This is a genomic window from Streptomyces sp. ACA25 (assembly GCF_028200735.1).
Classification (GTDB): Bacteria; Actinomycetota; Actinomycetes; order Streptomycetales; family Streptomycetaceae; genus Streptomyces.
The window spans coordinates 57,660-83,116 of sequence record NZ_JAQKPV010000006.1 but is presented as its reverse complement, the minus strand read 5'-3'; the positions used below and the strand labels follow the sequence as shown (position 1 = coordinate 83,116).

The 25,457-nt window shown below is 72.6% G+C and carries 24 protein-coding genes; 16 read left to right on the top strand and 8 right to left on the bottom strand.

All coding sequences use genetic code 11. The features are described from left to right. Nucleotides 1-6 precede the first annotated feature (6 nt). The 5 genes from PJ985_RS11790 (at nucleotide 7) to PJ985_RS11770 (ending at nucleotide 3,949) form a co-directional block, all read left to right on the top strand. Nucleotides 7-786 (top strand): ABC transporter ATP-binding protein, encoded by a 780-nt coding sequence (locus tag PJ985_RS11790; protein ID WP_271683627.1) that lies wholly within the window; start codon nucleotides 7-9, stop codon nucleotides 784-786. Next, a complete protein-coding gene (locus PJ985_RS11785) occupies nucleotides 786-1,658 on the top strand; it encodes a metal ABC transporter permease (protein WP_271683626.1) in 873 nt (290 codons plus the stop codon). The genes PJ985_RS11790 and PJ985_RS11785 overlap by 1 nt, the downstream gene beginning before the upstream one ends. A 56-nt stretch (nucleotides 1,659-1,714) precedes the next feature. Continuing rightward, nucleotides 1,715-2,125, top strand: a complete 411-nt coding sequence (locus tag PJ985_RS11780; RefSeq protein WP_271683625.1) for a Fur family transcriptional regulator — start codon at nucleotides 1,715-1,717, stop codon at nucleotides 2,123-2,125. 226 nt (nucleotides 2,126-2,351) lie between these two features. Continuing rightward, nucleotides 2,352-3,719: a S8 family serine peptidase gene (locus PJ985_RS11775; protein WP_271683624.1), complete on the top strand. Its 1,368-nt coding sequence runs from the start codon at nucleotides 2,352-2,354 to the stop codon at nucleotides 3,717-3,719. Further along, the gene (locus PJ985_RS11770; RefSeq protein WP_271683623.1) at nucleotides 3,716-3,949 is read left to right on the top strand and encodes a hypothetical protein; all 234 of its coding nucleotides are present in this window, start codon (nucleotides 3,716-3,718) and stop codon (nucleotides 3,947-3,949) included. The genes PJ985_RS11775 and PJ985_RS11770 overlap by 4 nt, the downstream gene beginning before the upstream one ends. 6 nt (nucleotides 3,950-3,955) lie before the next feature. Here the strand turns inward: PJ985_RS11770 and PJ985_RS11765 are convergent, their stop codons facing one another. The 3 genes from PJ985_RS11765 to PJ985_RS11755 form a co-directional block, all read right to left on the bottom strand. Then, nucleotides 3,956-4,819 carry an isoprenyl transferase gene (locus PJ985_RS11765; protein ID WP_271683622.1) on the bottom strand — a complete coding sequence of 288 codons (864 nt, stop codon included), beginning with the start codon at nucleotides 4,817-4,819 and terminating at the stop codon, nucleotides 3,956-3,958. A gap of 79 nt (nucleotides 4,820-4,898) precedes the next feature. Next, nucleotides 4,899-5,648 (bottom strand): DNA repair protein RecO, encoded by a 750-nt coding sequence (recO, locus tag PJ985_RS11760; RefSeq protein ID WP_271683621.1) that lies wholly within the window; start codon nucleotides 5,646-5,648, stop codon nucleotides 4,899-4,901. A 19-nt stretch (nucleotides 5,649-5,667) separates the two neighbouring features. After that, nucleotides 5,668-5,994, bottom strand: a complete 327-nt coding sequence (locus PJ985_RS11755) for an ArsR/SmtB family transcription factor (RefSeq protein WP_271683620.1) — start codon at nucleotides 5,992-5,994, stop codon at nucleotides 5,668-5,670. Nucleotides 5,995-6,057: 63 nt separating this feature from the next. Between PJ985_RS11755 and PJ985_RS11750 the strand changes: the two genes are divergently transcribed. Next, nucleotides 6,058-7,134, top strand: a complete 1,077-nt coding sequence (locus PJ985_RS11750) for a flavin-containing monooxygenase (RefSeq protein ID WP_271683619.1) — start codon at nucleotides 6,058-6,060, stop codon at nucleotides 7,132-7,134. Nucleotides 7,135-7,176: 42 nt separating this feature from the next. Here PJ985_RS11750 and PJ985_RS11745 read toward each other — a convergent pair whose 3' ends face one another. Both PJ985_RS11745 and PJ985_RS11740 read right to left on the bottom strand, forming a co-directional pair. Next, nucleotides 7,177-9,336: an MMPL family transporter gene (locus tag PJ985_RS11745; RefSeq protein WP_271683618.1), complete on the bottom strand. Its 2,160-nt coding sequence runs from the start codon at nucleotides 9,334-9,336 to the stop codon at nucleotides 7,177-7,179. 166 nt (nucleotides 9,337-9,502) lie between these two features. Continuing rightward, on the bottom strand, nucleotides 9,503-11,656 hold the full coding sequence (locus PJ985_RS11740; RefSeq protein ID WP_271683617.1) for an MMPL family transporter: 2,154 nt from the start codon (nucleotides 11,654-11,656) through the stop codon (nucleotides 9,503-9,505). A 310-nt stretch (nucleotides 11,657-11,966) separates the two neighbouring features. On the opposite strand from PJ985_RS11740, the gene leuA reads away from it, so the two are divergent. Both leuA and PJ985_RS11730 read left to right on the top strand, forming a co-directional pair. Continuing rightward, a complete protein-coding gene (gene leuA, locus PJ985_RS11735; protein ID WP_271683616.1) occupies nucleotides 11,967-13,781 on the top strand; it encodes a 2-isopropylmalate synthase in 1,815 nt (604 codons plus the stop codon). Nucleotides 13,782-13,934: 153 nt separating this feature from the next. Next, entirely contained in the window at nucleotides 13,935-14,600 is a 666-nt protein-coding gene (locus PJ985_RS11730; RefSeq protein WP_443033468.1) for a TerB family tellurite resistance protein, read from the top strand. 58 nt (nucleotides 14,601-14,658) lie between these two features. Here PJ985_RS11730 and PJ985_RS11725 read toward each other — a convergent pair whose 3' ends face one another. After that, complete coding sequence (locus PJ985_RS11725; protein ID WP_271683615.1) at nucleotides 14,659-15,948, bottom strand: family 4 glycosyl hydrolase; 1,290 nt, start codon at nucleotides 15,946-15,948, stop codon at nucleotides 14,659-14,661. Between the two features lie 75 nt (nucleotides 15,949-16,023). Between PJ985_RS11725 and PJ985_RS11720 the strand changes: the two genes are divergently transcribed. The 7 genes from PJ985_RS11720 to era all read left to right on the top strand — a co-directional run bounded on the left by PJ985_RS11720 (nucleotide 16,024) and on the right by era (nucleotide 22,438). Beyond that, nucleotides 16,024-17,163 carry a carbohydrate kinase family protein gene (locus PJ985_RS11720; RefSeq protein WP_271683614.1) on the top strand — a complete coding sequence of 380 codons (1,140 nt, stop codon included), beginning with the start codon at nucleotides 16,024-16,026 and terminating at the stop codon, nucleotides 17,161-17,163. A gap of 119 nt (nucleotides 17,164-17,282) precedes the next feature. Continuing rightward, nucleotides 17,283-18,395, top strand: coding sequence for a PhoH family protein (locus tag PJ985_RS11715; RefSeq protein WP_271683613.1), 1,113 nt, complete (start codon nucleotides 17,283-17,285; stop codon nucleotides 18,393-18,395). Beyond that, nucleotides 18,392-18,889: an rRNA maturation RNase YbeY gene (ybeY, locus tag PJ985_RS11710; RefSeq protein WP_271683612.1), complete on the top strand. Its 498-nt coding sequence runs from the start codon at nucleotides 18,392-18,394 to the stop codon at nucleotides 18,887-18,889. The genes PJ985_RS11715 and ybeY overlap by 4 nt, the downstream gene beginning before the upstream one ends. Continuing rightward, nucleotides 18,886-20,223 (top strand): hemolysin family protein, encoded by a 1,338-nt coding sequence (locus PJ985_RS11705; RefSeq protein ID WP_271683611.1) that lies wholly within the window; start codon nucleotides 18,886-18,888, stop codon nucleotides 20,221-20,223. Before ybeY ends, PJ985_RS11705 begins: the two co-directional genes overlap by 4 nt. Nucleotides 20,224-20,279: 56 nt before the next feature. After that, entirely contained in the window at nucleotides 20,280-20,999 is a 720-nt protein-coding gene (locus tag PJ985_RS11700; RefSeq protein WP_271683610.1) for a hypothetical protein, read from the top strand. A gap of 50 nt (nucleotides 21,000-21,049) precedes the next feature. Further along, nucleotides 21,050-21,421, top strand: a complete 372-nt coding sequence (locus PJ985_RS11695; protein ID WP_271683609.1) for a cytidine deaminase — start codon at nucleotides 21,050-21,052, stop codon at nucleotides 21,419-21,421. 63 nt (nucleotides 21,422-21,484) lie between these two features. Beyond that, the gene (gene era / locus PJ985_RS11690; RefSeq protein ID WP_271683608.1) at nucleotides 21,485-22,438 is read left to right on the top strand and encodes a GTPase Era; all 954 of its coding nucleotides are present in this window, start codon (nucleotides 21,485-21,487) and stop codon (nucleotides 22,436-22,438) included. 33 nt (nucleotides 22,439-22,471) lie between these two features. Here the strand turns inward: era and PJ985_RS11685 are convergent, their stop codons facing one another. After that, nucleotides 22,472-23,377 carry a ribonuclease Z gene (locus tag PJ985_RS11685; protein WP_271683607.1) on the bottom strand — a complete coding sequence of 302 codons (906 nt, stop codon included), beginning with the start codon at nucleotides 23,375-23,377 and terminating at the stop codon, nucleotides 22,472-22,474. Nucleotides 23,378-23,383: 6 nt separating this feature from the next. Beyond that, nucleotides 23,384-23,743, bottom strand: a complete 360-nt coding sequence (locus PJ985_RS11680; RefSeq protein ID WP_271683606.1) for a histidine triad nucleotide-binding protein — start codon at nucleotides 23,741-23,743, stop codon at nucleotides 23,384-23,386. 152 nt (nucleotides 23,744-23,895) lie between these two features. Here PJ985_RS11680 and PJ985_RS11675 point away from each other — a divergent pair, with 152 nt between their 5' ends. Beyond that, nucleotides 23,896-25,362: an HTTM domain-containing protein gene (locus PJ985_RS11675; protein WP_271683605.1), complete on the top strand. Its 1,467-nt coding sequence runs from the start codon at nucleotides 23,896-23,898 to the stop codon at nucleotides 25,360-25,362. Nucleotides 25,363-25,457 lie beyond the last annotated feature (95 nt).

The following is a 25,457-nucleotide window of genomic DNA, read 5'->3' as shown; positions in this document are numbered from 1 at the left end:
CCCCTGATGGAGAACCACCGGAGGCCTCCCATGGAGCCCGTCATATCGCTCAGCGAAGTGACCGCCGAACTCGGCGGGCGCCCCGTGCTGCGCGGGATCGATCTGACTGTGCAGCCGGGTGAGGTGGTGGCTCTGCTCGGGCCCAACGGCTCGGGGAAGTCGACGACCGTGCGGGCGGCGGTCGGACAGGTGCCGCTCACCGGCGGCGGTCTGGAACTCTTCGGCACCCCGGTGCGCCGCTTTCACGACTGGCGGCGCATCGGCTACGTACCGCAGCGTTCCACCGCCGCCGGCGGGGTCCCGGCGACCGTCCGAGAGGTGGTCTCCTCCGGCCGCCTGGCCCACCGGGGATTCCGGCCCTTCAGCCGCGCCGACCGGGCCGCGGTGCAGGATGCCCTGCGGCTGGTCGGCCTCGCCGACCGGGCCTCGGACTCGGTGAACACACTCTCCGGAGGCCAGCACCAGCGGGTGCTGATCGCCCGGGCCCTCACCACCGGGCCCGACCTGGTGATCATGGACGAGCCGCTGGCCGGGGTGGACCTCGCCAGCCAGCGGATCCTCGCCGACGCCCTGCGCGTCCAGGCCGCGGAAGGCACCTCGGTACTGCTGGTCCTGCACGAGCTCGGGCCGCTGGAGCCGCTGATCGACCGGGCGGTGGTGCTCTCCGACGGGCGCGTAGAGCGCCAGGTCGAGCATCCCTCCCAGCTGCCCGAGACGCACGCCTGCCACCCTCCCGACGCGCCGGAGCCCTCGGCGGAACCCCAGCTCCAGACCGGGATCCTGTGATGCTCGAACTCCTCGACTACCCCTTCATGCAGCGCGCCCTGCTGGCGGCGGTTCTGATCGGCATCGCCGCTCCGGCCGTGGGCATCTACCTCGTCCAGCGCCGGCAGGCCCTGATGGGTGACGGCATCGGCCACGTGGCGCTCACCGGCGTCGCGCTCGGCTTTCTGTTCAGCACCAACCCGGTCTGGATGGCGATGCTGGTCTCGGCGCTCGGCGCGGTCGTCATGGAGCTCATCCGGATCTCCGGCCGGGCCCGCGGCGACGTCGCCCTCGCCATGCTGTTCTACGGCGGCATGGCCGGTGGCGTCATGATCATCAACCTGGCGCCGGGCGGCTCCACGGCCAGCCTCACCACGTTCCTCTGGGGCTCGGTCACCACCGTCTCCCCCAGTGACATCACGGCCATCACCGTGCTCTCCGCCTTCGTTCTCACCGTCTGCATCGGCCTCCGCCGCCAGCTGTTCTCCATCTGCCAGGACGAAGAGTTCGCCCGGGTCACCGGCCTGCCGGTGCGGCTGCTGAACCTTCTGCTCGCCATCACCGCCGCGGCCACCGTCACGGTGGCGATGCGGGTGGTCGGCCTGCTGCTGGTGAGCGCCCTCATGGTGATCCCGGTGGTCGCCGCCCAGCAGGTCACCCGCGGCTTCGCGGCGACGCTCGGCCTCTCGGTGACCATCGGCGTGCTGGTGTCGGTGTCCGGAACGGTCACTTCGTACTACGCGGACGTGCCGCCCGGTGCCACCATCGTGCTCATCGCCATGGGCGTGTTCGCCCTGATCGCGCTCCTCACTCTTCCGCTGGCCAGGCGGCGGGCCAGGCGGGAAGCGGTCCCGGAACCCGCCGCCACGGGCGCGTCGGTCGCCGCTGCCTGACCACCTGGCACAATGGCAGCGCAGCATTGGCGCCAGGTGCAACGAGGAGGCACATAGTGGCGACGGCAGGACCCCCGGTCCGCGGCCGGTCGACTCGGCAGCGCACGGCAGTGGCCGCGGCGCTCTCGGAGGTCGACGAGTTCCGCAGCGCACAGGAGCTGCACGACATGCTCAAGCACCGCGGTGACTCGGTCGGGCTGACGACCGTCTACCGCACCCTGCAGTCCCTGGCCGACGCGGGTGAGGTCGACGTTCTGCGCACCCACGACGGCGAAGCGGTGTACCGCCGGTGCAGCACCGACGATCACCATCACCACCTGGTGTGCCGCACCTGCGGCAAGGCCGTGGAGGTGGAGGGCCCCGCGGTGGAGAGGTGGGCCGACGCGGTCGCCGCGGAGCACGGCTTCGTCGATGTCGGCCACACCGTGGAGATCTTCGGCACCTGCGGGGAGTGCGCCAAGCGTTAGTGCCGTACCGGTCAGGTTCCGCGACGGCGGTCTGCGGCGACGCCGGGCCGGCCCGGCCCGGTGCCTGGCCCGGAGGGCCTTTCAAGTTGCTGTCGGCGGCGAACGGCAGGACCGTGGAAGGACGTACTCGGGGACCACCGCAGTACCTCACCCGGCCCTCGGCCGCGGTCTCAGGAACGGTCATGGCGTGCGGGCGGTGGGGCGCTGCCCGCACCGAGGAGTGGCCATGCAGCACGCACAACCGGGCGGCGACGGCGGGCACGCCGAGCACGGGGGCCATCCCTTCGCCGACAGAGGAGTCACGAAACTGCCGGGGACCTGGACGGGCCGCTACCTGGTCCTTCTGGACCCCCGGTCCGGCACCCGGGGCCTGGACGCCCTCCGCTCGGGCGCGGGCATCGCCCCTGCCCAGCGGGTGACGGGAAGCGAGAGCGGAGGCACCGCCGAGGCGCTGGAGGAAGCGGGCTCGGTGGTTTTCGACGGTCTCGGCGTGGCCGTGGTGGAGGCTTTCCCGGACCAGCGCGACGCGTTGCTCGTCACCGCACGGGAAAGTCCGGCCGTCCTGCACGTGGAACGTGAGCGCCTGCTGTTCGCCTCCGCGGTCTCCCCTCCCCCGGAGCTGACGGCCTCCGCGGACTACCTGCAGGGGTACCGCGACGGGGTGGCGCAGTTGGTCGACCAGGCCCTGGAGCGTCCGGCGACGGCGGCCGGCCGGGACGGCGACCGCGCCCCCGGGTGGTCCGAGACCTCCATGACGTGGGGGCTGCAGGCGACCGGGATCACGGAGTGTTCCGCCACCGGGCGCGGCGTGCGGGTCGCCGTGCTGGACACCGGCGTGGCGCTCTCGCACCCCGACCTGGCCGGGCGCCTCGGTGCCACGCTGTCGTTCGTGGCGGGGGAGTCGGTGGAGGACGGTCAGGGGCACGGCACCCACTGCGTCGGCACGGCGTGCGGCCCGGCCGAGCCCGGGGAGGCGCCCCGCTACGGCGTGGCCACGGAGGCGGACATCGTCGTCGGGAAGGTGCTGAGCGACCAGGGCAGCGGTACGGACAGCCAGATCCTGGCCGGTATCAACTGGGCGGTGGAACAGGGCTGCCGGGTGATCTCGATGTCCCTGGGCGCCCCCACCCGCCCCGGGCAGCCGCACTCGCGCGTGTACGAGCAGGTGGCGCGGCGAGCGTTGCACGCCGGCAGCATCCTGGTCGCCGCCTCGGGCAACGAGAGCGACCGGCCGGGGCGGGTGGCTCCGGTCGGCCACCCCGCGAACTGCCCCTCGGTGCTGGCCGTCGGGGCCGTCGACCGGGACCTCGGCATCGCGTTCTTCTCCAGCGCCGGGACCACCCCGGACGACGGCCAGGTCGACATCGCGGCTCCGGGCGTGGACGTGCTGTCCTCCTGGCCGGCCCCGGCCCACTACGAGCGGCTGATGGGCACCAGCATGGCGACTCCGCACGTGTCCGGGGTTCTGGCCCTGCTCGCCGAGCAGGAGCCGGAGGCCACCGCCGCCGAGCTGAAAACGCTGCTGCCGTCGCTGGCCCACCGGCTGCCGCTGCCGGCCGCCGACGTCGGCGCGGGCCTGGTGAGGGCCTCATGATCGCCGAGGTGCAGGTCGTGGTCTCGGCGGAGCCGAGCAGGTTCGCCGAGGTGGTGGCCGCTGCCCGGGCGGCCGGGCTGATGGTGGAGGCGGAGCACCCGGAGATCGGGGCCTTCTCGGGCACGATCGATGAGGACAGGCTGCCCGAACTCAGGGCGGTCGACGGTGTGGAGGCCGTGGAGCTGGAGCGCACGCTGCGCATCCCCCCGGGGGAGACACCGCCCGGCTGAGGACGCCTACGGTCCGGCCGCGGTGCCGTCCGGCTCCGGGTCGGCCTCCGTCCCGCTGCCTGGCGGCACCGCATTGGGCAGGGCACCCCCGAAGCGCCGGTCGCGGGAGGCGTACTCCACGCAGGCCCGCCACAGGTGGCGCCGGTCGAAGTCGGGCCAGAGCACGTCCTGGTACACCATCTCCGCGTAGGCGCTCTGCCACAGCAGGTAGTTGGAGGTGCGCTGCTCACCCGAGGGGCGCAGGAACAGGTCCACGTCCGGCATGTCCGGGTGGTACAGGTAGCGCGCGAGCGTCTTCTCGGTGACCTTCTCCGGATCGATCTTTCCGTCCCGGGCGTCGGCGGCGAGCCGGCCGGCGGCATCGGCGATCTCCGCCCGGCCGCCGTAGTTGACGCACATGTAGAGCGTCATCGCGTCGTTGTCCCGGGTGCGCTCCTCGGCCGCCCGGAGCTTGTCGACCACGGAGGTCCACAGCCGCGGCCGGCGGCCCGCCCAGCGGATGCGTACGCCCATGGCGTCGAGTTCCTCGGTGCGCCGGTCGATGACGTCGCGGTTGAAGGCCATGAGGAAGCGGACCTCCTCCGGGGAGCGCTTCCAGTTCTCGGTGGAGAAGGCGTACAGCGAGAGGTTGCCGACGCCGAGCTCCAGACAGCCCTTGACCACGTCCAGGACCACGCTCTCGCCGACCTTGTGCCCCTCGGTGCGCGGCAATCCGCGCTCCTTGGCCCAGCGGCCGTTGCCGTCCATCACGATCGCCACGTGCCCGGGGATCAGCTCGCGGGGCAGTTCGGGCGGGCGGGCGCCGGAGGGGTGCGGCTCAGGTGCGCGGTAGGCGCGATGCTGCCGGGACAGCATTCCGCGGCGGGCCATAGGGATTCTCCTGGGTCGTTCGGACTGGCTGCGAGCCTAACCGGTCGCCGGGGCCGGCCTGCCGGTGACCGGAGGGCCGTCAGCCCTTCTCGACGAACCGCAGGGAGCGCAGACCGCGCTCCAGGTGCCAGTGCAGGTAGGCCGAGACCAGCCCGCTGCCCTCCCGGACGTGCCGGGCCTCGGCGGCGTCGGCGGTCGCCCAGTCACCGGTGAGCAGCGCGCCGAGCAGCGTCAGCGCCTCGTGGGACGGCAGGACGCTGCCGGGCACCCGGCAGTCCGCGCACACCACGCCGCCCGCCGCGACGGAGAAGAAGCGGTTCGGTCCGGGCAGTCCGCAGCGGGCACAGTCGTCGAAGCTGGGGGCGTAGCCGCCGACGGCCAGGGAGCGGAGCAGGAAGGCGTCCAGTACCAGGCCCGCGGCATGGTCGCCGGCCGCGAGCGTGCGCAGGCCGCCGACGAGCAGCAGGTATTGCTGGACGTTCGGTTCGCCCTCGTGGTCGGTGAACCGCTCGGCGGTCTCCAGCATGGCGGTGCCCGCGGTGTACCGGGAGTAGTCGCTGACGATGCTGCGGCCGTAGGGCGCGATGGTCTCGGTCTGGGTGCACAGGGGGAGGCCGCGGCCGACCAGGTCGCCACCCCGGGCGAAGAACTGCACGTCCACGTGCGAGAACGGCTCGAGCCGGGCGCCGAACTTGGACTTGGTGCGCCGCACGCCCCGGGCGACCGCGCGGACCCGCCCGTGGTGGCGGGTGAGCAGGCTGATGATGCGATCCGCCTCACCCAGCTTCTGGGTGCGCAGCACGATGCCGTCGTCGCGGAACAGGGTCATGAGGGCATTCTCGCCTACCTCAGCAGCAGTACCGCAGGTACGCCTGCAGATCGCTGAGCGCCCGGCCCGTCCCCTCCCGGTCACCGCGGTAGTAGACGGTCTTCCCTTCCCGCCAGGAGGTGACGACGCCACCGCGGCGCAGCAGGGTGAGCTGTTCGGAGGCCGTCGACTGGCTGATCCGGGCCCGCTCGGCCACCTCCCCCACGGAGAGCTGGGCGCCCTCGGCGAAGAGACGCATGATGCGCTGGCGGGTCGGGCTGGCGAGGGCCTTGAGGAAGTCGTGCGTGGCCGGACTCAGCTCGTCGGTCACCCCAGGAGCTGCGCGATCGTCCACGGGTTCGGCCATGGCTCCATCTTCTCGCACCGAGTTCATTTTGACATTTCGCGATACGACGATACGTTGGACGGCATGACGCCTTCTCCTGATCCCGTTGTCGTCGTCGGCGGCGGCCAGTCCGGCATCGCCGCGGCCCGCGCGGTGCACGAGGCGGGCCTGCGCCCCCTCCTGCTGGAAGCCGGTGACCGGCCCGGGGGCTCCTGGCCCGCGTACTACGACAGCCTCACCCTCTTCTCCCCCGCCCGCTTCAGCGCCCTGCCCGGCCTGCCCTTCCCCGGTGACCCCGACCGCTACCCCGTCCGGGACGAGGTGACGGACTACCTGCGGGACTGTGCCGGACGGCTCGGCACGGAGATCCGCACCCGCACCCGGGCCGAGGCAGTGGAAGGGCGCGGCCCCGGCTTCCTGGTGCGCACCACGGACGGAGAGGAGATACCCGCCGGCGCCGTCATCGCCGCCAGCGGCTCGTTCTCCCGTCCGCATGTCCCCCGCCTCCCGGACCGGGAGCGGTACACCGGCACGCTGCTGCACGCGGCGGACTACCGCTCACCGGAGCCGTTCGCGAACCAACGGGTGGTCGTCGTCGGGGCCGGCAATTCCGCCGTGCAGATCGCCCACGAGCTGGCGGCGCACGCCACGGTCACACTGGCCACCCGCGCCCCGCTCCGCTTCCTGCGCCGGCGCGTCCTGGGCAGGGACATCCACCACTGGCTGGCCGGCAGCGGCTTCGACCACCTGCCCGCGGCCTGGCTCGGCGCGCTCGGCGGCGGCACCCGGGTGCTGGACACCGGGGTGTACGAGCGGGCCCTGGCCGTCGGCCGGATGGACCGGCGGCCGGTGTTCCGCTCCCTCGACGGTGACGGGGTCGTCTGGTCCGACGGCACCAGGGAACCGGTCGACACCGTGCTGCTCGCCACCGGATACCGGCCGTCCCTCGACTACCTGCGCGGACTCGGCGCGCTCGACGCGGACGGCGCTCCGCTGCACAGCGGCGGCATCTCCACCACCCACCCCGGCCTGGCCTACGTGGGCCTGGAGTTCCAGCGCTCCTTCTCCTCGAACACACTGCGCGGAGTGAGCCGCGACGCCGGCCACGTCGTCCGTCCGCTCGCCGCGTGGGTTCGCGGCGCGGGCCGTCCTCTCACCTGACCCCGCCGCGGGAACCCGCCGCACCGCGGGCTCCAGGAACGGCTACCGGACGGCGCCCTGCCGGCCGGCCGTGACGGACCGCCGGTACAGCGGGCCGGGCCACCACATGCGGTGCCCGAGCAGCCAGGCCGAGGAGGTCACCAGGTACGTCCGCACGAGGAAGGTGTCGAGCAGCACCCCGACCGCCACCACGAAGCCCAGCTCGACCATGACCACCAGGGGCAGTGTCATCAGGACGGAGAAGGTGGCCGCGAGCACGATGCCGGCCGAGGCGATCACCCCGCCGGTCCGGCGCAGCGCGGTCAGCGCCGCCGTCCGGGTGTCCGCCCCGGCCAGGGCCTCCTCCCGCATCCGGTGCATCAGGAAGATCCCGTAGTCCACCCCCAGCGCCACCCCGAAGACGAACGTGAGCAGGGGAATCCAGCCGTCCATGCCGTCGAAGCCGAACACCGGCCCGAAAACCAGGCCGCCCAGGCCCAGCGCCGCACCCCAGGACGCCACCACCCCGGCCAGCAGCACCAGCGGCGCGACCACACTGCGCAGCAGCACGATCAGGATCGCCAGCACGGACACCAGCACCAGGGGGATCACCAGCATCCGGTCCCGGGCGTTGGTGTTGTCCAGGTCCAGGGCCTGCGCACTGGGCCCGCCCACGAGGGCCTGCGCGCCGTCCACCGTCTCCAGGTCGTCCCGCAGCTCCCGGATGATCTGCTTCTCCTCCTCCGACTCGGGCACGCTGCTGGAGAACACGGAGATCTCGGTCCACTCCTCGTCGCCGCGCCCCCGCTCGGCCTCCTCCACCCCGTCGGCACCTCGCACGACCCGCAGCGTCTCCTCCGCCCGGTCGGTCCTGCCGAGCACGGTGATCGGCTGGGTGCTGCGTTCGGGGAACGCCTCCTGAAGGGTCTGAGCGGCGGCCACCGACTCGGGCGGGTCGGTGAAGAAGTCGGTGTCGCGCAGCGGTCCCGGAAGGTTCAGCACACCGAGGCTCATGGCACCGAGGAGCACCACGCCACCGGTCAGGACGGCCACCGGGCGACGGCTGACGGAGCTGCCGAGCCGGGCGAAAAGGGTGGTGGTCCCGGACTCCCGCGCGGCGCCCTCGGGGTCGTGGCGCGGGATCTTGGGCCAGAAGACCCGGCGGCCCAGCAGCACCAGCATCGCGGGCAGCAGCGTGGTCATCGCGGCCAGTGCGCACAGGACACCGGCGGTGCCCACCGGGCCGAGTCCGCTGCTGCTGTTGAGGTCGGCGGCCAGCAGGCACAGCAGACCGGCCGCGACGGTGCCCGAGGAGGCCAGCAGGGCGGGACCGGCACCGCGCAGGGCGGCGAGCATCGCGGTGTGCGGGAGGCGGTGGGAGTGCAGCTCGTCGCGGTAGCGGGCGACGAGGAGCAGCGCGTAGTCGGTACCGGCTCCGAAGATCAGCACCGTCATGATCGAGGTGTTCTGGGTGGTGACGGTGATGCCGAACAGCTGGGTCAGGCCGTACACGACGGCCATCGCGGTCATCGCGGCGACGCCCACCGCGATCAGCGGGAGCAGCCACAGCAAGGGGCTCCGGTAGATGAGGATCAGCAGCAGGGTGACCACGCCGACGGTGGTCAGCAGCAGGGTGGTGTCGATGGTCCCGAAGACCTCGGAGGCATCGGCGCTGAATGCCCCGGGGCCGCCGACCTGCACCGTCAGCCCGTCGGGCAGGTCCTGCCCGACCCGGTCGCGAATGTCCTGCACCGCTTCGGTGTCGGCGTCCTCGCCGGTCAGGCCGGACAGCGGGAGCGGGTACATCTCCGTGTTCCCGTCGGGCGAGGGGATCCCCCGGGGCCCGCCGTCGGCCGCCTCACCCGCGAGATCGTAGGAACCGGAGATCTCCCGTACGTGCTGCCGCGCGAGGTCGCGGTCCTGGGCGGTCAGCCCGGCGTCCCGCTGGTACACCAGGATCAGGTCGGTGGTGCCGCCGCCCGGCAGGTCCTGCTGGATCCGGGCCACCTGGGTGGACTCGGCACTGTCCGGCAGGTACTCGACCGTGTCGTCCTGTTGCACGTCGGTGAGCTGGGTCGCGAACGGCATCAGGACCGCCAGCAGGGCGACCCAGAGCCCCAGCGCCGCCCACGGGAGGACGCGGTACCGGGCAGTCGGGCGGGCCGGGCCGCCCGGGTCGTCCGGCCTCCCGGCGTTCTCCCGGGGCGGGGTGCTGGTCGTCATCGGGCGGCTCCGTGGGTTGGCGGCGGCGTACCGGGGCGGAGGGCGCGGCGGCTGCCCGCCGCGTCCCGCACACTCTTCCCCGCGTGGCACCCGAATGGATGCACGCCACACGGAATGTCCCGGACCGGATCCGGAGCGGCTTACGGGCCTGCCGCCCCCGCCCCGGTCACCGGTCGTCGGCGGCCCGTTCAGCTGCCGGCCGGGACGCGGCGGGCAGCCGCGGGGAGGGGGCCGGCCGGGACCGGCGGTCCAGTGCGCCGGGCCACCAGATCCGGTCGCCCAGCAGCCAGGCGGTGGAGGTGACGATGTAGGACCGCACGAGGAAGGTGTCGAGCAGCACCCCCACCGCGACCACGAAGCCGACCTGGATCATCACCACCAGGGGCAGGGTGGTGAGCACGGTGAACGTGGCCGCGAGCACGAGGCCGGCCGAGGCGATCACCCCGCCGGTCCGGCGCAGCGCGGTCAGCGCCGCCGTCCGGGTGTCCGCCCCGGCCAGGACCTCCTCCCGCATCCGGTGCATCAGGAAGATCCCGTAATCCACCCCCAGCGCCACCCCGAAGACGAACGAAATGATCGGCAGGACGGGGTCAGTGCCCTGGAAGCCGAACAGCGGCCCGAAGACCAGGCCGCCCAGGCCCAGCGCCGCACCCCAGGACGCCACCACCCCGGCCAGCAGCACCAGCGGCGCGACCACACTGCGCAGCAGCAGGATCAGGATCGCCAGCACGGTGCCGAGAACGAGTGGGATGACGGTCCGCAGGTCGTCGGCGGAGGTGGCACCGAGGTCGAGTTGCTGCGCGGAGACGCCCCCCACCAGCGCCTCCGCTCCCGGCACGGCACGCAGCTCCGCACGCAGGTTCTCGATGAGGTCTGCCTCTGCCGCCGTTTCCGGGGCGGCGGCGGGGTAGACGGCGATCTCGGTCCAGCCGGCGCCGTCGCGGGTGATCCCGGCTTCCGCGACGCCGTCGGTGTTCCTGGCCTGCTCCAGCACCGCCCCGGCCTGCCCGGTGCGGGTCAGCACGGTGAGGGGACTGCTGCTGTGCTCCGGGAAGGCCCGGCCGACGGTCTCGACGGCCGTGACGGATTCGGGCGGAGAGGTGAAATTGTCCTGCTGCCGGAGCTGGTCCGGAAGGCTGAGCGTGCCGAGGGCGAGCGCCCCGAGGACCGCGGCACCGGCCCCCAGGATGGTCACCGGCCGGCGGCTGATGGAGCTGCCCATCCGGTCGAAGAGGTTCCGTCCGGAGGGCTCCGGCCCGCCGTGGGCAGGGACGCGGGGCCAGAACACCCGGCGGCCGAGCAGCACCAGCAGCGCGGGCAGCAGAGTGAGCATGGCGGCCAGCGCGGACAGGACGCCCACCGCTCCGACCGGACCGAGGCCGCGCGTGCTGTTGAGGTCGGCGGCCAGCAGGCACAGCAGACCGGCCGCGACGGTGCCCGAGGAGGCCAGAATCGCCGGCCCGGCGCCGCGTACCGCGGCTGTCATCGCGTCGGACGGTCGCGGGTGGCGGCGCAGCTCCTCGCGGTACCGGGCGACCAGCAGCAGCGCGTAGTCCGTGCCCGCGCCGAACACCAGCACCGTCATGATCGAAGAACTCAGCGTGGTGACGGTCAGCCCGAATCCCTGGACCAGTCCGTACACCACGGCCATCGCGGTCACCGCGGCGGTGCCGACGCAGACCAGCGGGACGAGCCACAGCATCGGGCTGCGGTAGATGAGAATCAGCAGCACGGTGACAACCCCGACGGTGACCATCATGAGCGGGCCGTCGACCCCGTCGTAGACATCCTCCATGTCGGCGAGCAACGCCTCCGAGCCACCGACCCGCACCGACACGCCCTCGGGAACACCTTCGCGGACCCGGTCCCGGATGTCGGGGACGACGGCCTGCCGTTCGTCCTCCGTCACCCCCAGCACGGTGAAGAGGTGCATCTCGGTGGTGCGGTCCTCCGACAGCATGCCCTGCGGGGTGCCTGCGAGTCCGAGCTCCCGGGCGAGGTCCTCGGCCTGCTGCCGGGCGGCCTCCCGGTCGGCAGCGGTCAGCCCTTCCTCCCGGTGGTGGACGAGGACCACCTCAAGGGCCTCACCGCCGGGAAGTTCCTGCTGAAGCTCGGCGACCCGGGTGGAGTCGGCGCCCGCCGGCAGGTAGTCCACCGCGTCGTCCCGGGTGACGCCGTGGAGCCGGCCGGCGAACGGCAGCGCCAGAACGAGCACCACCAGCCACAGCCCGGCGAGAGCCCAGGGCAGGGCGCGTCGGCGCACCGGCAGGGGGCGCGGGGGGTGGCTGTGCTCCGGCCCTGCTGCGGCGCCCGCACTCATCGGCAGTCTCCTCCTCACGAGACACGTTCCGGCCGCTGTCCGCGGGCCTGCTCCCGAGTGCGCAGTGCGGCGCGTTTCACTCCTCCGTCCGGCGACGCCACGGGGAGCGGCGGTGTGGTGTCTCGCATACTGAACAGCGGGGCCCTCGCGGGCCCGGTCGGTTACGCTGGGGTCACGATGCGATGCGGGATGCTTTTCCTTAGCCGCCGCGGCGAGGGTCTGTAGTCAGTTCGGCCGACCCCCTCCCCGCGGAGTGTGACGCTGCCCGTCGGTCCCCGCAGCTCGTCATTCCCTGGAGACCCCAAGCATCATGAGCGCTTCTTCTTCCTCCGCCTCGCACGGCTCCGCCGGGCAGCCCGCTGCCGTACGGCCACCGACCCCCGTGACGGCCGCCCGGGTCCGGCAGCAGCCGTCCGGTATGCCGATTCACCGATACGGGCAGTACGAGGCGGTGGACATCCCGGACCGCACCTGGCCGGGCAAGCGGATCACCGTCGCCCCCCGCTGGCTGTCCACCGACCTGCGGGACGGCAACCAGGCCCTGATCGACCCGATGTCGCCCGTCCGCAAGCGCGCGATGTTCGACCTGCTGGTGCAGATGGGTTACAAGGAGATCGAGGTCGGCTTCCCCTCCTCGGGGCAGACCGACTACGACTTCGTGCGGTCCATCATCGAAGAGGACGCCATCCCGGACGACGTCACGATCTCCGTGCTGACCCAGGCCCGCGAGGAGCTGATCGAGCGGACCGTGCAGTCACTGGTCGGCGCGCGCAACGCCACCGTCCACCTCTACAACGCCACCGCGCCGGTCTTCCGGCGGGTCGTCTTCCGGGGCGGCAGGAACGAGATCAAGCAGATCGCCGTGGACGGCACCCAGCTGGTCATGGAGTACGCCGAGAAGCTGCTCGACGACCGGACGGCCTTCGGCTACCAGTACAGCCCGGAGATCTTCACCGACACCGAGCTGGACTTCGCGCTGGAGGTCTGCGAGGGCGTCATGGACGTCTGGCAGCCGGAGGCCGGCCGCGAGATCATCCTCAACCTGCCGGCCACCGTGGAGCGTTCCACTCCGTCCACGCACGCCGACCGCTTCGAGTGGATGTCGCGGAACCTGTCCCGGCGCGAGCACGTCTGCCTGTCGGCGCACCCGCACAACGACCGCGGCACCGCCGTGGCCGCCGCCGAGCTGGCCGTGATGGCCGGAGCGGACCGGGTGGAGGGCTGCCTGTTCGGCCAGGGTGAGCGCACCGGCAACGTCGACCTGGTCACCCTGGGCCTGAACCTGTTCAGCCAGGGCGTGGACCCGCAGATCGACTTCTCCCGAATCGACGACATCCGCCGCACCTACGAGTACTGCAACCAGATGGAGGTTCCCCCTCGGCACCCGTACGCCGGTGACCTGGTGTACACCTCCTTCTCCGGCTCCCACCAGGACGCCATCAAGAAGGGCTTCGAGGCGCTGGAGGCGACCGCCGCCACCCGCGGGGTGAGTGTCGGCGAGGTGCCCTGGGAGATGCCGTACCTGCCGATCGACCCCAAGGACGTCGGACGCAGCTACGAGGCCGTCATCCGGGTCAACTCGCAGTCCGGCAAGGGCGGCATCGCTTACGTCCTGAAGAACGAGCACCACCTGGACCTGCCGCGCCGGATGCAGGTCGAGTTCTCCCGGATCATCCAGGGCAGGACGGACACCGAGGGCGGTGAGGTCACGCCCGCGCAGATCTGGGAGACGTTCTGCGACGAGTACCTGCCGACGCCGCACAAGAGCTGGGGGCGCATCACGCTGCGCTCCGCGCAGACCTCCTCCAGCAGCGCCGGGCACGACGAACTGACGGTCGAGGCCGTGGTGGACGGCCGGGAGACGGCGCTGACCGGCTCCGGAAACGGCCCGATCGCGGCGTTCTTCGACGCGCTGGGAAGCGCCGGCGTCTTCGACGGTCTGTCCGACGTCCGCCTGCTGGACTACGTGGAACACACCATGAGTGAGGGTGCCGGCTCCCAGGCCGCGGCCTACATCGAGTGCGCCGTCGGGGACCGGGTGCTGTGGGGCGTGGGCATCGACGCGAACATCGTGCGCGCCTCGCTCCAGGCCGTGGTCTCCGCCGTCAACCGGGCGGCCCGCTGAGCCCTGCGCGTGCGGCCCGGTCCCCTGCGGACCGGGCCGCACGCGCGTGCGAGATCCGGGCATTTTTCTGCACCGGAGTACTGACGCCACTGCCCTTCTGTGGCTAGCATCACTCCCCCACGGCACTGTTGCCGGACGTGACGGAGGTACAGGGTGGTGCACTCCCGGGACCGGGGCGGCCTTTGGCCGGGCGTGGCGGGCATCCGCACGACGTGGCGGGTGACCGACGACGGGGAGTTCTTCTGCCCCGCGTGCGGCGGGGACCGCTGCTACCAGCAACTCACCGGCCGGCGCCGGCTCGCCGTGCTGGGCATCCCCTTGCTGGCCCGCGGCCCCGCCGGGCCGCTCGCCGCGTGCGTGTCCTGCAATTCACGGTTCACCGCCGACGTGCTGGACACCCCCACCACGACCCGGCTGGGCTCGCTCCTGCGGGACGCGGTGCACACGGTGGCGCTCGCCCTGCTGATGGCCGGCGGCACCGAGTCCCGCGCGGCGCGCGAGGCCGCGGTGCAGTCGGTGCGCTCAGCCGGCTTCGCCGACTGCACGGAGGAGCGGCTGCTGACGCTGCTGGCTGCTCTCTCCGCGGAAGGCCTGCCCGCCGTGGAGCTGGAGCTTCGCGAGGACCTGGCGGCGGTTTCGCCGCACCTGGCACCTCCCGGCCGGGAGAGCCTGCTGCTGCACGGTGCCCGCATCGCCCTGGCGGACGGCCCGTACGGCGCCGAGGAGATCGCCGTGCTCAGCCTGATCGGAGGCACGCTCCGGCTGTCCCCGGCCGACACCGACCTCCTCCTGGCCGCCGCCGCCCGCACCCCGTCCTGACACCGCGTCTCCGCGCCGCCGGGCAGTGCGCCGTTCCGGTGGGCCCGGCCGGCCGTCGCTACCGGCCGGCGGCCCTGAGGATCCGCTCGGCGGCGGCCGGGGAGTCGACGAGCGGATGCAGGGCCAGCGCCCGCAACGCCGCCTGCGCGGATCCGGACACCGCGGCGGCGATGGTGGCCCGCTCCGCCGCCTTGACCTGAAGCATCAGCCCCAGCTCGGCACCACCGGGGGAGACGCACGGCACCGGGTGCGCGCCGTCGGCCCCCACCTCGCAGACCGTCTCGACGACCGCGCCGTCCGGCAGAGCCGGGACCGTGCCGCCGTTGCGCACGTTGAGGATCAGGCGGACCCGCCGGTCACCCTCGATGGCCCGCATCAGGTCCAGCGCCACCGTTTCGTAGCCGCCTCCCGCCAGGTCCTGCGCGTCCCGGCCCCAGCCCCCGCTCGCGTCCCGGGCCTCCGCCAGGTAGGTCTCCTCACGCTCCCGCCGGGTGCGCTCCCACAGCTCGTGCGCCCGCTCGGGACTGCGGGCGGCCGCCGCGAAGAAGGCGGACTGCTGCCGGTCCAGGAACTCCCCCCGGGTCTTCTCCGCGGCCAGCGCGGCGGCCAGCGCCTCACGCCGGAAGTAGTAGGCGTACAGGTACTCGTTGGGCAGCATGCCCAGGGTCCGCAGCCAGCCCGCGCCGAACAGCCGGCCCTCTTCGAAGGAGGCCAGCGCCGCGGAGTCCGCCAGCAGACCCGGCAGCAGGTCACGTCCGTGCAGGGTCATGGACCGCAGCCAGCCGAGATGGTTCAGGCCGACATAGTCGTACCGGACGGCCGCCGGGTCGGCGCCCGCCGCCCGCGCCGCCCGTCGCACCAGCCCGGACGGCGAGTCGCAGATGCCGATCACCCGGTGCCCCAGCACCGAGGACATCGCCTCCGTCACCAGGCCGGCCGGGTTGGTGAAGTTGACCACCCAGGCAGCGGGGGCCAGCTCCCGCACCCGCCGGGCGATCTCCAGCGCCACCGGCACGGTCCGCAGCCCGTACAGCACCCCGCCGGCGCCGAGGGTCTCCTGGCCCAGCACCCCCTCGGCCAGCGGAATCCGCTCGTCCCGCACCCGCCCCGCGGTGCCGCCGGCCCGGATCGCGGAGAACACGAAGTCCGCCCCGCGCACCGCGTCGTCCAGGCTCGCGGCCACCCGCACCGGCGGTCCGTCCCCGAGCCGGCGCAGTACGGCGGCGATCACCTCCACCCGGGCCGGGTCGGTGTCGTACAGCGTGACGGCGCTGTCCGGGTCGTCCAGCAGCGCCCGGTACACCAGGGGGACACGGAAGCCGCCGCCGCCGATAATGGTGAGCCTCATGGGACGGAAAGTACCGTAGACACCCGTCGGCCCGTTGACGGCCGGCCGGCCAGAACGACCCGGGAGAGTCCCACGGTGAGCGACAGCAGACCGCAGCCCCAGCCGGTGTTCCGCCCTGCGTGCTGCCTCGACCCCCTGGCCGCCGTGCGCGGCCCCGGGGACCCCGAGTGGGACGTCCACCTGACCGGGACCGTCTTCCTCGACATCATCTTCACCGGCCTGGATTCCGCGCCCGTGCGCGGCACCGAGTCCTGGGCCCGGGGCATGGGCTCCAGCCCCGGGGGGGTCGCGAACATGGCCACCGCGCTGGCCCGGCTGGGGCTGCGCACCTCCCTCGCCGCGGCCTTCGGCGACGACCAGTACGGCGCCTACTGCTGGGACGCCCTGCAGCACGGCGAGGGCATCGACCTGTCCCGCTCCCGCACCGTGCCCGGCTGGCACTCCCCCGTCACCGTCTCCATGGCCTACGAGGGGGAACGCACCATGGTCTCGCACGGCCACGAAGCCCCCGTTCCCGACGTGCCCCCGGGGCCGGCCTCCCCTCCGCCGGCCCGGTCCTGCATCGCCTCACTTGCCCCGGAGCACCCCCAGGAGTGGGTGGAGGACGCTGCCCGGCAGGGCAGCCTCGTCTTCGCGGACGTCGGCTGGGACGACAGCGGACGCTGGGAGCTGGACGCCCTGCCGGAGCTCGCCCACTGCGAGGCATTCCTGCCGAACGCCGAGGAGGCCATGCGCTACACCCGCACCCGCTGCCCGCGGGCCGCCGCCCGGGCACTGGCCGAGCGGGTACCGCTCGCCGTGGTCACGCTGGGCGCGGAAGGTGCCTGCGCCGCGGACGGCCGCACCGGGGAGACCGCCGAGGTGCCGGCCGTCGCGGTGGAGGCCCTGGACACCACCGGCGCCGGGGACGTCTTCATGGCGGGGTTCGTCACCGGCACCCTGGCCGGCTGGCCGCTCGCGGACCGGCTGGCACTGGCCGGGCTCACCTCGGCGCTCTCGGTGCAGGAATTCGGCGGCTCCCTCTCCGCCCCGGGCTGGACGGAGGTGGACGCCTGGTGGCAACAGGCCCGCCGCAGCGGCCAGGCACCCCCGCGGTACGCCTTCCTCGACGCGCTGCTGCCCGCCGGCGGGCGCCCCGGCCCACCGGCTCCCGCCGACCACCGGACCGAGCCGCTGCGCCGGGCGCTGCCGACCCTCGGCTTCCGCCGGACGTGACGCGGCACAACGGTCTCGTCTCACCGCACAATCCACTGGGGATCCGGGGGCCGCACGTCGTATCCTGGACGGCAGCAGTGACAGATGAGAGAGGGACGACAGGCCTCCGACGGCCGCCCATGACGCAGACACCCACACCTCAGGCCGCGCCCCGCGGGGCGGCGGCGACCGCCCGCTTCAGCGTTCCGGTGAAGCACCCCATGGTCACGGTGCTCGGCAGCGGGGACACCCTGCTGCGAGTCATCGAGAACGCCTTCCCCACCACCGACATCCATGTCCGGGGCAACGAGATCAGCGCCACCGGCGAGGCGTCGGAAGTCGAGCTCGTACAGCGCCTCTTCGACGAGATGATGCTGGTGTTGCGCACCGGCCAGCCGATGACGGAGGACGGCGTCGAGCGGTCGATCGCCATGCTCCGCAGCGCCGAGGGCGGCAGCGGGCCGGCCGAGACTCCCGCGCAGGTCCTCACCCAGAACATCCTGTCCAACCGCGGCCGGACCATCCGCCCCAAGACGCTCAACCAGAAGCACTACGTCGACGCGATCGACCACCACACCGTGGTGTTCGGCATCGGCCCGGCCGGCACCGGCAAGACGTACCTGGCGATGGCCAAAGCGGTGCAGGCCCTGCAGTCCAAGCAGGTCAACCGCATCATCCTGACCCGCCCGGCGGTCGAGGCGGGCGAGCGGCTGGGCTTCCTTCCCGGCACGCTGTACGAGAAGATCGACCCGTATCTGCGGCCGCTCTACGACGCGCTGCACGACATGCTCGACCCCGACTCGATTCCCCGGCTGATGGCAGCGGGCACCATCGAGGTCGCCCCGCTGGCCTACATGCGCGGCCGCACGCTGAACGACGCGTTCATCATCCTGGACGAGGCGCAGAACACCAGCCCCGAGCAGATGAAGATGTTCCTCACCCGGCTCGGGTTCGACAGCAAGATCGTCATCACCGGTGATGTCACCCAGGTGGACCTGCCCGGCAGCTCCCAGAGCGGGCTGCGCCAGGTGCAGCGCATCCTGGAGGGTGTCAACGACGTGCATTTCTCCCGGCTCACCAGCACCGACGTGGTCCGGCACAAGCTCGTCGGCCACATCGTCGACGCGTACGAGCGCTACGACGACAGCGTCGAAGACCGTGCGCACCGCCCCGACCACACCGGTGCGAGCACCGCTGAGCGGCGCAGCGAGCGCCGCGACAAAGGCAACGGAAAGCAGCCGCCGCGACCATGACCATCGAGGTCAACAATGAATCCGGCCTGGAAATCGACGAGCGGGCCGTGCTCGACATCGCCCGCTACGCGCTGGCCCGGATGCGGATCCACCCGCTCTCCGAGCTGTCCGTGATCGCGGTCGACATTCCCGCCATGGAGCAGCTGCATCTGCAGTGGATGGACCTGCCGGGGCCGACCGATGTGATGTCCTTCCCGATGGACGAGCTGCGCCCGCCCTCCCGCGACGACGAGGAGCCCCCACCGGGGCTGCTCGGGGACATCGTGCTCTGCCCTCAGGTCGCCCGGACGCAGGGAGCGGAGGCTCCGACCGCGCACTCCATGGACACCGAGCTGCAGCTCCTGACCGTGCACGGAGTCCTGCACCTCCTCGGGTACGACCACGAGGAGCCGGACGAGCGGACCGAAATGTTCGGTCTGCAGAAGGCCATCGTCGACGGGTGGCGCACCGAGCAGGGCCTCGAGGGGCCCTCGCCGGCCCCCACGATGACATGACCGGTTCACTGGCCGCATCGGTCGCGGGACTGGTCCTGCTCGCGTGGCTCGCGTCCTGCGCGGAGGCCGGGCTGGCCCGCACCACGAGCTACCGGGCCGAGGAGGCGGTGCGCTCCGGCCGCCGGGGCGCGGAACGGCTGGCCGTGGTCGCCGAGGACCCGGCCCGCTACCTCAACCTGGCCCTGCTGCTGCGGGTGGCCGGGGAGACCGCCGCCGCGGTGCTGACCGCCCACGCCTTCCTGCAGCTTCTCGACGAGGTCTGGCAGGCGCTCACCGCCGCCTTCGTGGTGATGCTGCTGATCTCCTTCGTGATCGTCGGGGTCTCCTCCCGGACCATCGGCCGCCAGCACCCGCTGAACGTCTCCCTCGTCGCGTCGTACGTCCTCCCGCCGGTGGCCCGGGTACTGGGGCCGCTGACCCAGCTGCTGATCCTGCTGGGCAATGCGCTGACCCCCGGAAAGGGTTTCCGGCGGGGGCCGTTCGCCTCCGAGGCCGAGCTGCGCGCCATGGTGGACCTGGCCGAGCAGGAGAAGCTGATCGAGGCGGAGGAGCGCCGTATGGTGCACTCCGTCTTCGAGCTCGGCGACACCCTGGTTCGTGAGGTGATGGTGCCGCGCACCGATCTGGTGTCGGTGGCCCGGGTCAAGACCCTGCGGCAGGCGCTCACCCTGGCGCTGCGCTCCGGTTTCTCCCGGATCCCGGTCACCGGCGAGAACGACGACGACATCGTCGGAGTCGTCTATCTCAAGGACCTGGCCCGCAAAGTGCATGTCAGCCGGGATGCCGAAACGGACCTGGTGGAGACGGCGATGCGCCCCGCCACCTTCGTGCCGGACACCAAGAACGCCGGTGACCTGCTGCGCGAGATGCAGCGGGATCGCATACACGTGGCCGTCGCCATCGACGAGTACGGCGGCACGGCCGGGATCGTCACCATCGAGGACATTCTGGAGGAGATCGTCGGGGAGATCACCGACGAGTACGACAAGGAACTGCCGCCCGTGGAGGACCTGGGCGAGGGCAGCTACCGGGTCACCGCACGTCTCGACCTGGGGGATCTCGGCGAGCTGTTCGGCCTGGACCTGGAGGACGAGGACGTGGAGACGGTCGGCGGGCTGCTCGCCAAGCAGCTCGGCCGGGTTCCGATCGCCGGGGCGACGGCCGTGGTCGACGTGCCGACCGGGTCCCTCGGCCTGCCGCCGGCCGGCCTGCGGCTCACCGCCGAGTCCCTGGCGGGGCGCCGCAACCGGGTGGACCGGGTGCTGGTGGAGCCGGTGGGGCCGGCCGTGGCGGAGCCCGGCACGGCCGGTGAGGCCGGCGGCAGCGGCGGCTGACCGGGCCGGTATCCTCCGGATGGCGGACGGCCGGATGCCGTGCTGCCATGGAAGACATGCACTGGCACTCGCGTATGCGCCTCACGGCCCTGGCTGCCGGAGCGGCCCTGCTGCTCCCGGCCACCGCACCGCCCGCCTCGGCCGCCCCGGTCGACGAGGCCGGCCTGCGGGAGGCCTTGCTGGACCAGGTGGACTTGCCACCGGGCTGGGCCGCCGACAGCGAACAGGCCGCCGCGGAACGCGGCATCGGGGTGCCGACGCCCCGCGAGCAGGCCTGTCTGCCGCTCTTCCTGGACGCGGCGGAGTCCGTCGAGGCACGCGCCCGTGCCGACTTCGCCCGCACACCCAGCGGTCCGTTCCTGGTGACCACGGCCGCCTCCCACGACAGCGAGGCGGCCGCCCGGGCGGCCGTGGAGGCGTTCACCGAGGCGACCCGGGAGTGCCGCACCTTCCAGACCGAGGAAGGCGTCGAGGAGTACACCGTCACCATCGTCTACCGGGCCACCGACCTGGACGTGGAAGGGCTGGGCGACGAGAGCACCGCCATCCGCTTCCACCGGCAGCCGGAGACCCCGGACGATCCCCCCGTGATCACCGACGTGGTGCTGGTCCGGGTCGGGGAACACACGGTGCGGGTGGCGCAGGCGGGCCGGGACGACCCGGGCACCGAGAACATCGAACCGCTCGCCGAACGGGCGGCCGAGAAGCTCCGGGAGGTGAGCGAGGGCCGCACGCCCCTCCCTCCCGCCGACCAGCCGGGCGCGGTCGATCTGTGACCAGGGGTTCGCCCACGGCCCTCCCGGACCCCGACATTAGACTCAGCGGCATGAGTGACACGAAGAGTGACCCGGCGGGCAATGCCGTGGACCCCGAGGACCGTAAGCTCCTCACGCTCGCGCGCAGCACCCGTGCCCGGAACGGCGTGCCCGAGGGCGCGGCCGTGCGGGACGGCGATGGCCGTACCTATGTCGCCGGTACGGTCGCCCTGGAATCGCTGCGGCTCTCCGCCCTGCAGACAGCTGTCGCCATGGCGGTGGCGAGTGGGGCGGCGACACTGGAGGCCGCGGCCGTGGTCTCCGCGGACGGCACCGTCCCGGACTCCGACCTGTCCGCGGTCCGGGACCTCGGCGGTTCCGGCACCCCGGTACTGCTGGCCGGCCCGGACGGCGTGCCCCACACCACCGTCGCGGCGGGCTGACCCGGCCGGGTTCCACGGGCCCACTCCGGGGCGTGGTGAAGCGGGGGCGGACGATCAGGGAGAATGGCGGCCATGAGCGATCGTTCTCCCTCCCAGCCGGCGCCCGACCACCGGGCGGGCTTCGCCTGCTTCGTCGGCCGTCCGAACGCGGGCAAGTCGACCCTGACCAACGCGCTGGTGGGCATCAAGGTCGCGATCACCTCCAACCGGCCGCAGACCACCCGGCACACGGTGCGCGGCATCGTGCACCGTCCGGACGCCCAGCTGGTGCTGGTCGACACCCCCGGCCTGCACAAGCCGCGCACCCTGCTCGGTGAGCGTCTGAACGATGTGGTGCGGGCCACCTGGTCCGAGGTCGACGTCATCGGCTTTTGTCTGCCGGCCGACCAGAAGGTCGGCCCCGGTGACCGGTACATCGCCAAGGAGCTGGCAGGGATCCGCCGCACCCCGAAGATCGCCGTGATCACCAAGACCGACCTGGTGGACTCCCGGACGCTGGCGGAGCAGCTGATCGCCGTCGACAAGCTCGCCGGAGAATTCGGCTTCGAGTGGGCCGAGATCGTACCGGTCTCGGCCGTCAAGGGCGAGCAGGTGGACCTGCTCGCCGACCTGCTGGCGCCGCTCCTGCCGCTGAGCCCCCCGCTGTACCCGGAGGGCGACCTCACGGACGAGCCGGAGCAGGTCATGATCGCCGAGCTGATCCGGGAGGCGGCGCTGGAGGGGGTGCGGGACGAGCTTCCGCACTCCATCGCCGTGGTCGTGGAAGAGATGATCCCCCGTGAGGACCGGCCGGCGGACAAGCCGCTGCTGGACATCCACGCCAATCTCTTCATCGAGCGGTCCAGCCAGAAGGGCATCGTGATCGGCCCTCAGGGCAAGCGGCTGAAAGAGGTCGGCACCAAGTCCCGCCGGCACATCGAGGCGCTGCTGGGCACCCCGGTCTTCCTCGATCTGCACGTGAAGGTCGCCAAGGACTGGCAGCGCGACCCCCGGCAGCTGCGCAAGCTCGGTTTCTGACTCCCCGTCCGCCGGCCGGACGGTGCGCTCCGGTCAGCGGCGGCGGGGCACCGGGATGCGCTGCAGGTCCTCCGCCACGGTCAGTTCACCCGTGAATCCCGCGGCGCGGGCCTGCCCGGCGAACTCCCCCGGCTCGGCGTACCGCTGGGAGAAGTGGGTCAGCACCAGGTGCCGCACGCCGGCCTCGGCGGCGGCCCGGCCGGCCTGACCCGCCGTGAGGTGGCCGTACTCCTCGGCGAGAGCGGCGTCCTCGTCCAGGAACGTGGACTCGATGACCAGCAGGTCGCAGCCCTCGGCGAGCACCCGCACCCCGTCGCACATGCGGGTGTCCATCACGAACGCGAAGCGCTGGCCCGCGCGCCGCTCGCTGACCTCCTCCAGGGTGATGCCACGCAGGGACCCCTCCCGCTGGAGCCGGCCGATGTCGGGCCCCTCGACCCCGCGCTCCGCCAGACGCTCGGGGAGTATCCGGCGGGAATCCCGCTCCACCAGGCGGTAGCCGAAGGAGTCCACCGGGTGGGAGAGCCGGGCGGCCGACAGGATGAACGCCCGGGTCTCGGCCAGCACCCCGTCGCCGTGCACCGGTTCCTCGCGCAGCCGCACCGTCTCGCGGTAGGCCGAGGAATGGCGCAGCCGGTCGAAGAAGTGCCGGCCGGAGGCCGGGTAGTGGGCGGTGACAGGGTGCGGCACCCGGTCGAGGTTGATCCGCTGGATGACCCCGGGCAGGCCGAGGACGTGGTCCCCGTGGAAGTGGGTGACGCAGAGCCGGGTGAGGTCGTGGGCGCTCACCCCGGCCCGGAGCATCTGCCGCTGGGTGCCCTCCCCGGGGTCGAACAGCAGCCCTTCGGCGTCCCACCGCAGCAGGTAGCCGTTGTGGTTGCGCCGCCGGGTCGGGACCTGGCCGGCCGTGCCGAGCACGACCAGCTCGCGCGGGGACACCGGCGCTCAGCCCGGGGGCCACTCGAGGCCGCGGCCCGCCAGCACATGGGCGTGCGCGTGAAAGACGGTCTGTCCCGCGCCGGAGCCGGTGTTGAGGACGATCCGGTAACCGACGCCGGTCACCTTCTCCTGCTCGGCGACGCGTCCGGCCGCGGCCAGCAGGTCGGCCGCGGTGCCGGGCTCCGCGGCGGCCAGCGAGGCGGCGTCCGGGTAGTGGGCCCGGGGGATCACCAGGACATGCGTGGGGGCCTGCGGATTGATGTCCCGGAAGGCGACCGTGGTCTCCGTCTCGTGCACGACGTCCGCCGGGACCTCACCCGCCACGATCTTGCAGAACAGGCAGTCGGCCTGCGGTTCTCCAGCCATGCCCAGGATGCTATCCGGTCTCCCCGTGCCGGGGCCTCAGGGCTCTGCTGAGCAGCGCACCCGCACGGCACTTTTCCACGCCGGGACGGCCCTCGTGCACGGGGCAAGGCGCCGGGCTCGCCGCTCCGGCCGTCGGCATTAGGATGCAGCGCGTGTGGGGCGACAGGTGGGGACAGCGAATAGGGCAGGTCGCCGAGGCGGGAGCCCGGCCGGTCAGCGGAGCAAGCGTTGCGGTCTTCCGCGTCGCCTTCGGCATCGCGATGGCGGTGAACACGCTGCTGTACCTGCCGTACCTGGTGCACGAGTACTACGTGCGCCCGTCGTTCACCTTCCCGTATCCGCCGTTCGCGTTCGTGCAGCCGCTGCCCGGGGTCGGCATGCAGCTGACCTACATCGCGATGGGCGTGCTCGGTCTCACCATTGCGGCAGGCTTGTGGTACCGCGCCTCCTGCGGCGCGTTCTTCGTGCTGACGACCTACGTGTTCCTGCTGGACTCGTCGTACTTCCAGAACCACGAGTACCTGATCTCCCTGCTGTCCTTCCTGATGATCTTCCTGCCCCTGCACCGCAAGTGGTCGATGGACGCCCGGCGGCGGCCCGCGGTGGCCTCGCCGACCGTGCCGGCCTGGGTGGTCTGGCTGCTGCGCTTCCAGATCGGGGTGCCGTACTTCTTCGGCGGCATCGCCAAACTGAACGAGGACTGGCTGCGGGGCGAGCCGCTGCGGATGTGGCTCGCGGAGCGCACGGACGTGCAGGTGATCGGCCGGTTCTTCACCGAGGAACCGGTGGTCTGGTTCATGGTCTACGGGTCGATGGTGTTCGACCTGGTGGTGGTCTGGCTCCTGCTGTACCACCGGACCCGGCCCTTCGCCTTCGCGGTGGCGCTCTGCTTCCATCTGCTCAACGCCCGGATGTTCGGGCTGTACGTCTTCCCGTGGCTGATGATCGCGGCCACCACCCTGTTCTTCCCCCCGGACTGGCCGGAGCGGCTGTGGGCGCGGCTCCGGCGGTTCACCGGCGGGGCGCCGGACCGCCCGGGGCCCGCACGGAGCCGGGACACCACCGCACCGGACACCACCGCCCCGGACGGCTCCGCACCGGGCAGCGCCCCGGCCGCCGCCGTGCTCCCGCCTGCCGCCGCACCGGCGGCCGCGGGCCCGCGGGCCCGCCGGGCCGGTCCCCTGCTGGCGGGCTGCCTGGCGGTCTGGGTACTGGTGCAGGTCCTGCTCCCGCTGCGCCATTTCGTCATCCCGGGCACGGTCAACTGGACCGAGGAGGGGCACCGTTTCGCCTGGCACATGATGCTGCGCACCAAACACGGGTCGGCGGAGTTCCAGCTGTCCGACCAGGACCGGACCTGGCGCGTCGACAACTCCGCCCACCTGACCCCGAAGCAGGAGCACCGGATGGCCGGCCACCCGGAGCGGATCGTGCAGTACGCGCATCACCTGTCCGAGCTGCACGACGGCGCGGAGGTCCGGGTATCGGCCCGGGTCTCCCTCAACGGCCGGGAGCGCGCCCTGTTCATCGACCCGACGGTCGATCTCTCGCAGGTCCCGGCCACCTGGTGGGGCGCCGCCGACTGGATTCTGCCGCTGGAGGAACCCCTGCGGCGCTGACAGCCCCGGGCCCCGCAGGACCGGCCTGCGCGCCCCGGCGGGATTCGGGCCCCGCCGGGATCCGGGTCCCGGCGGGGCGCGACTGCCGGGCAGCC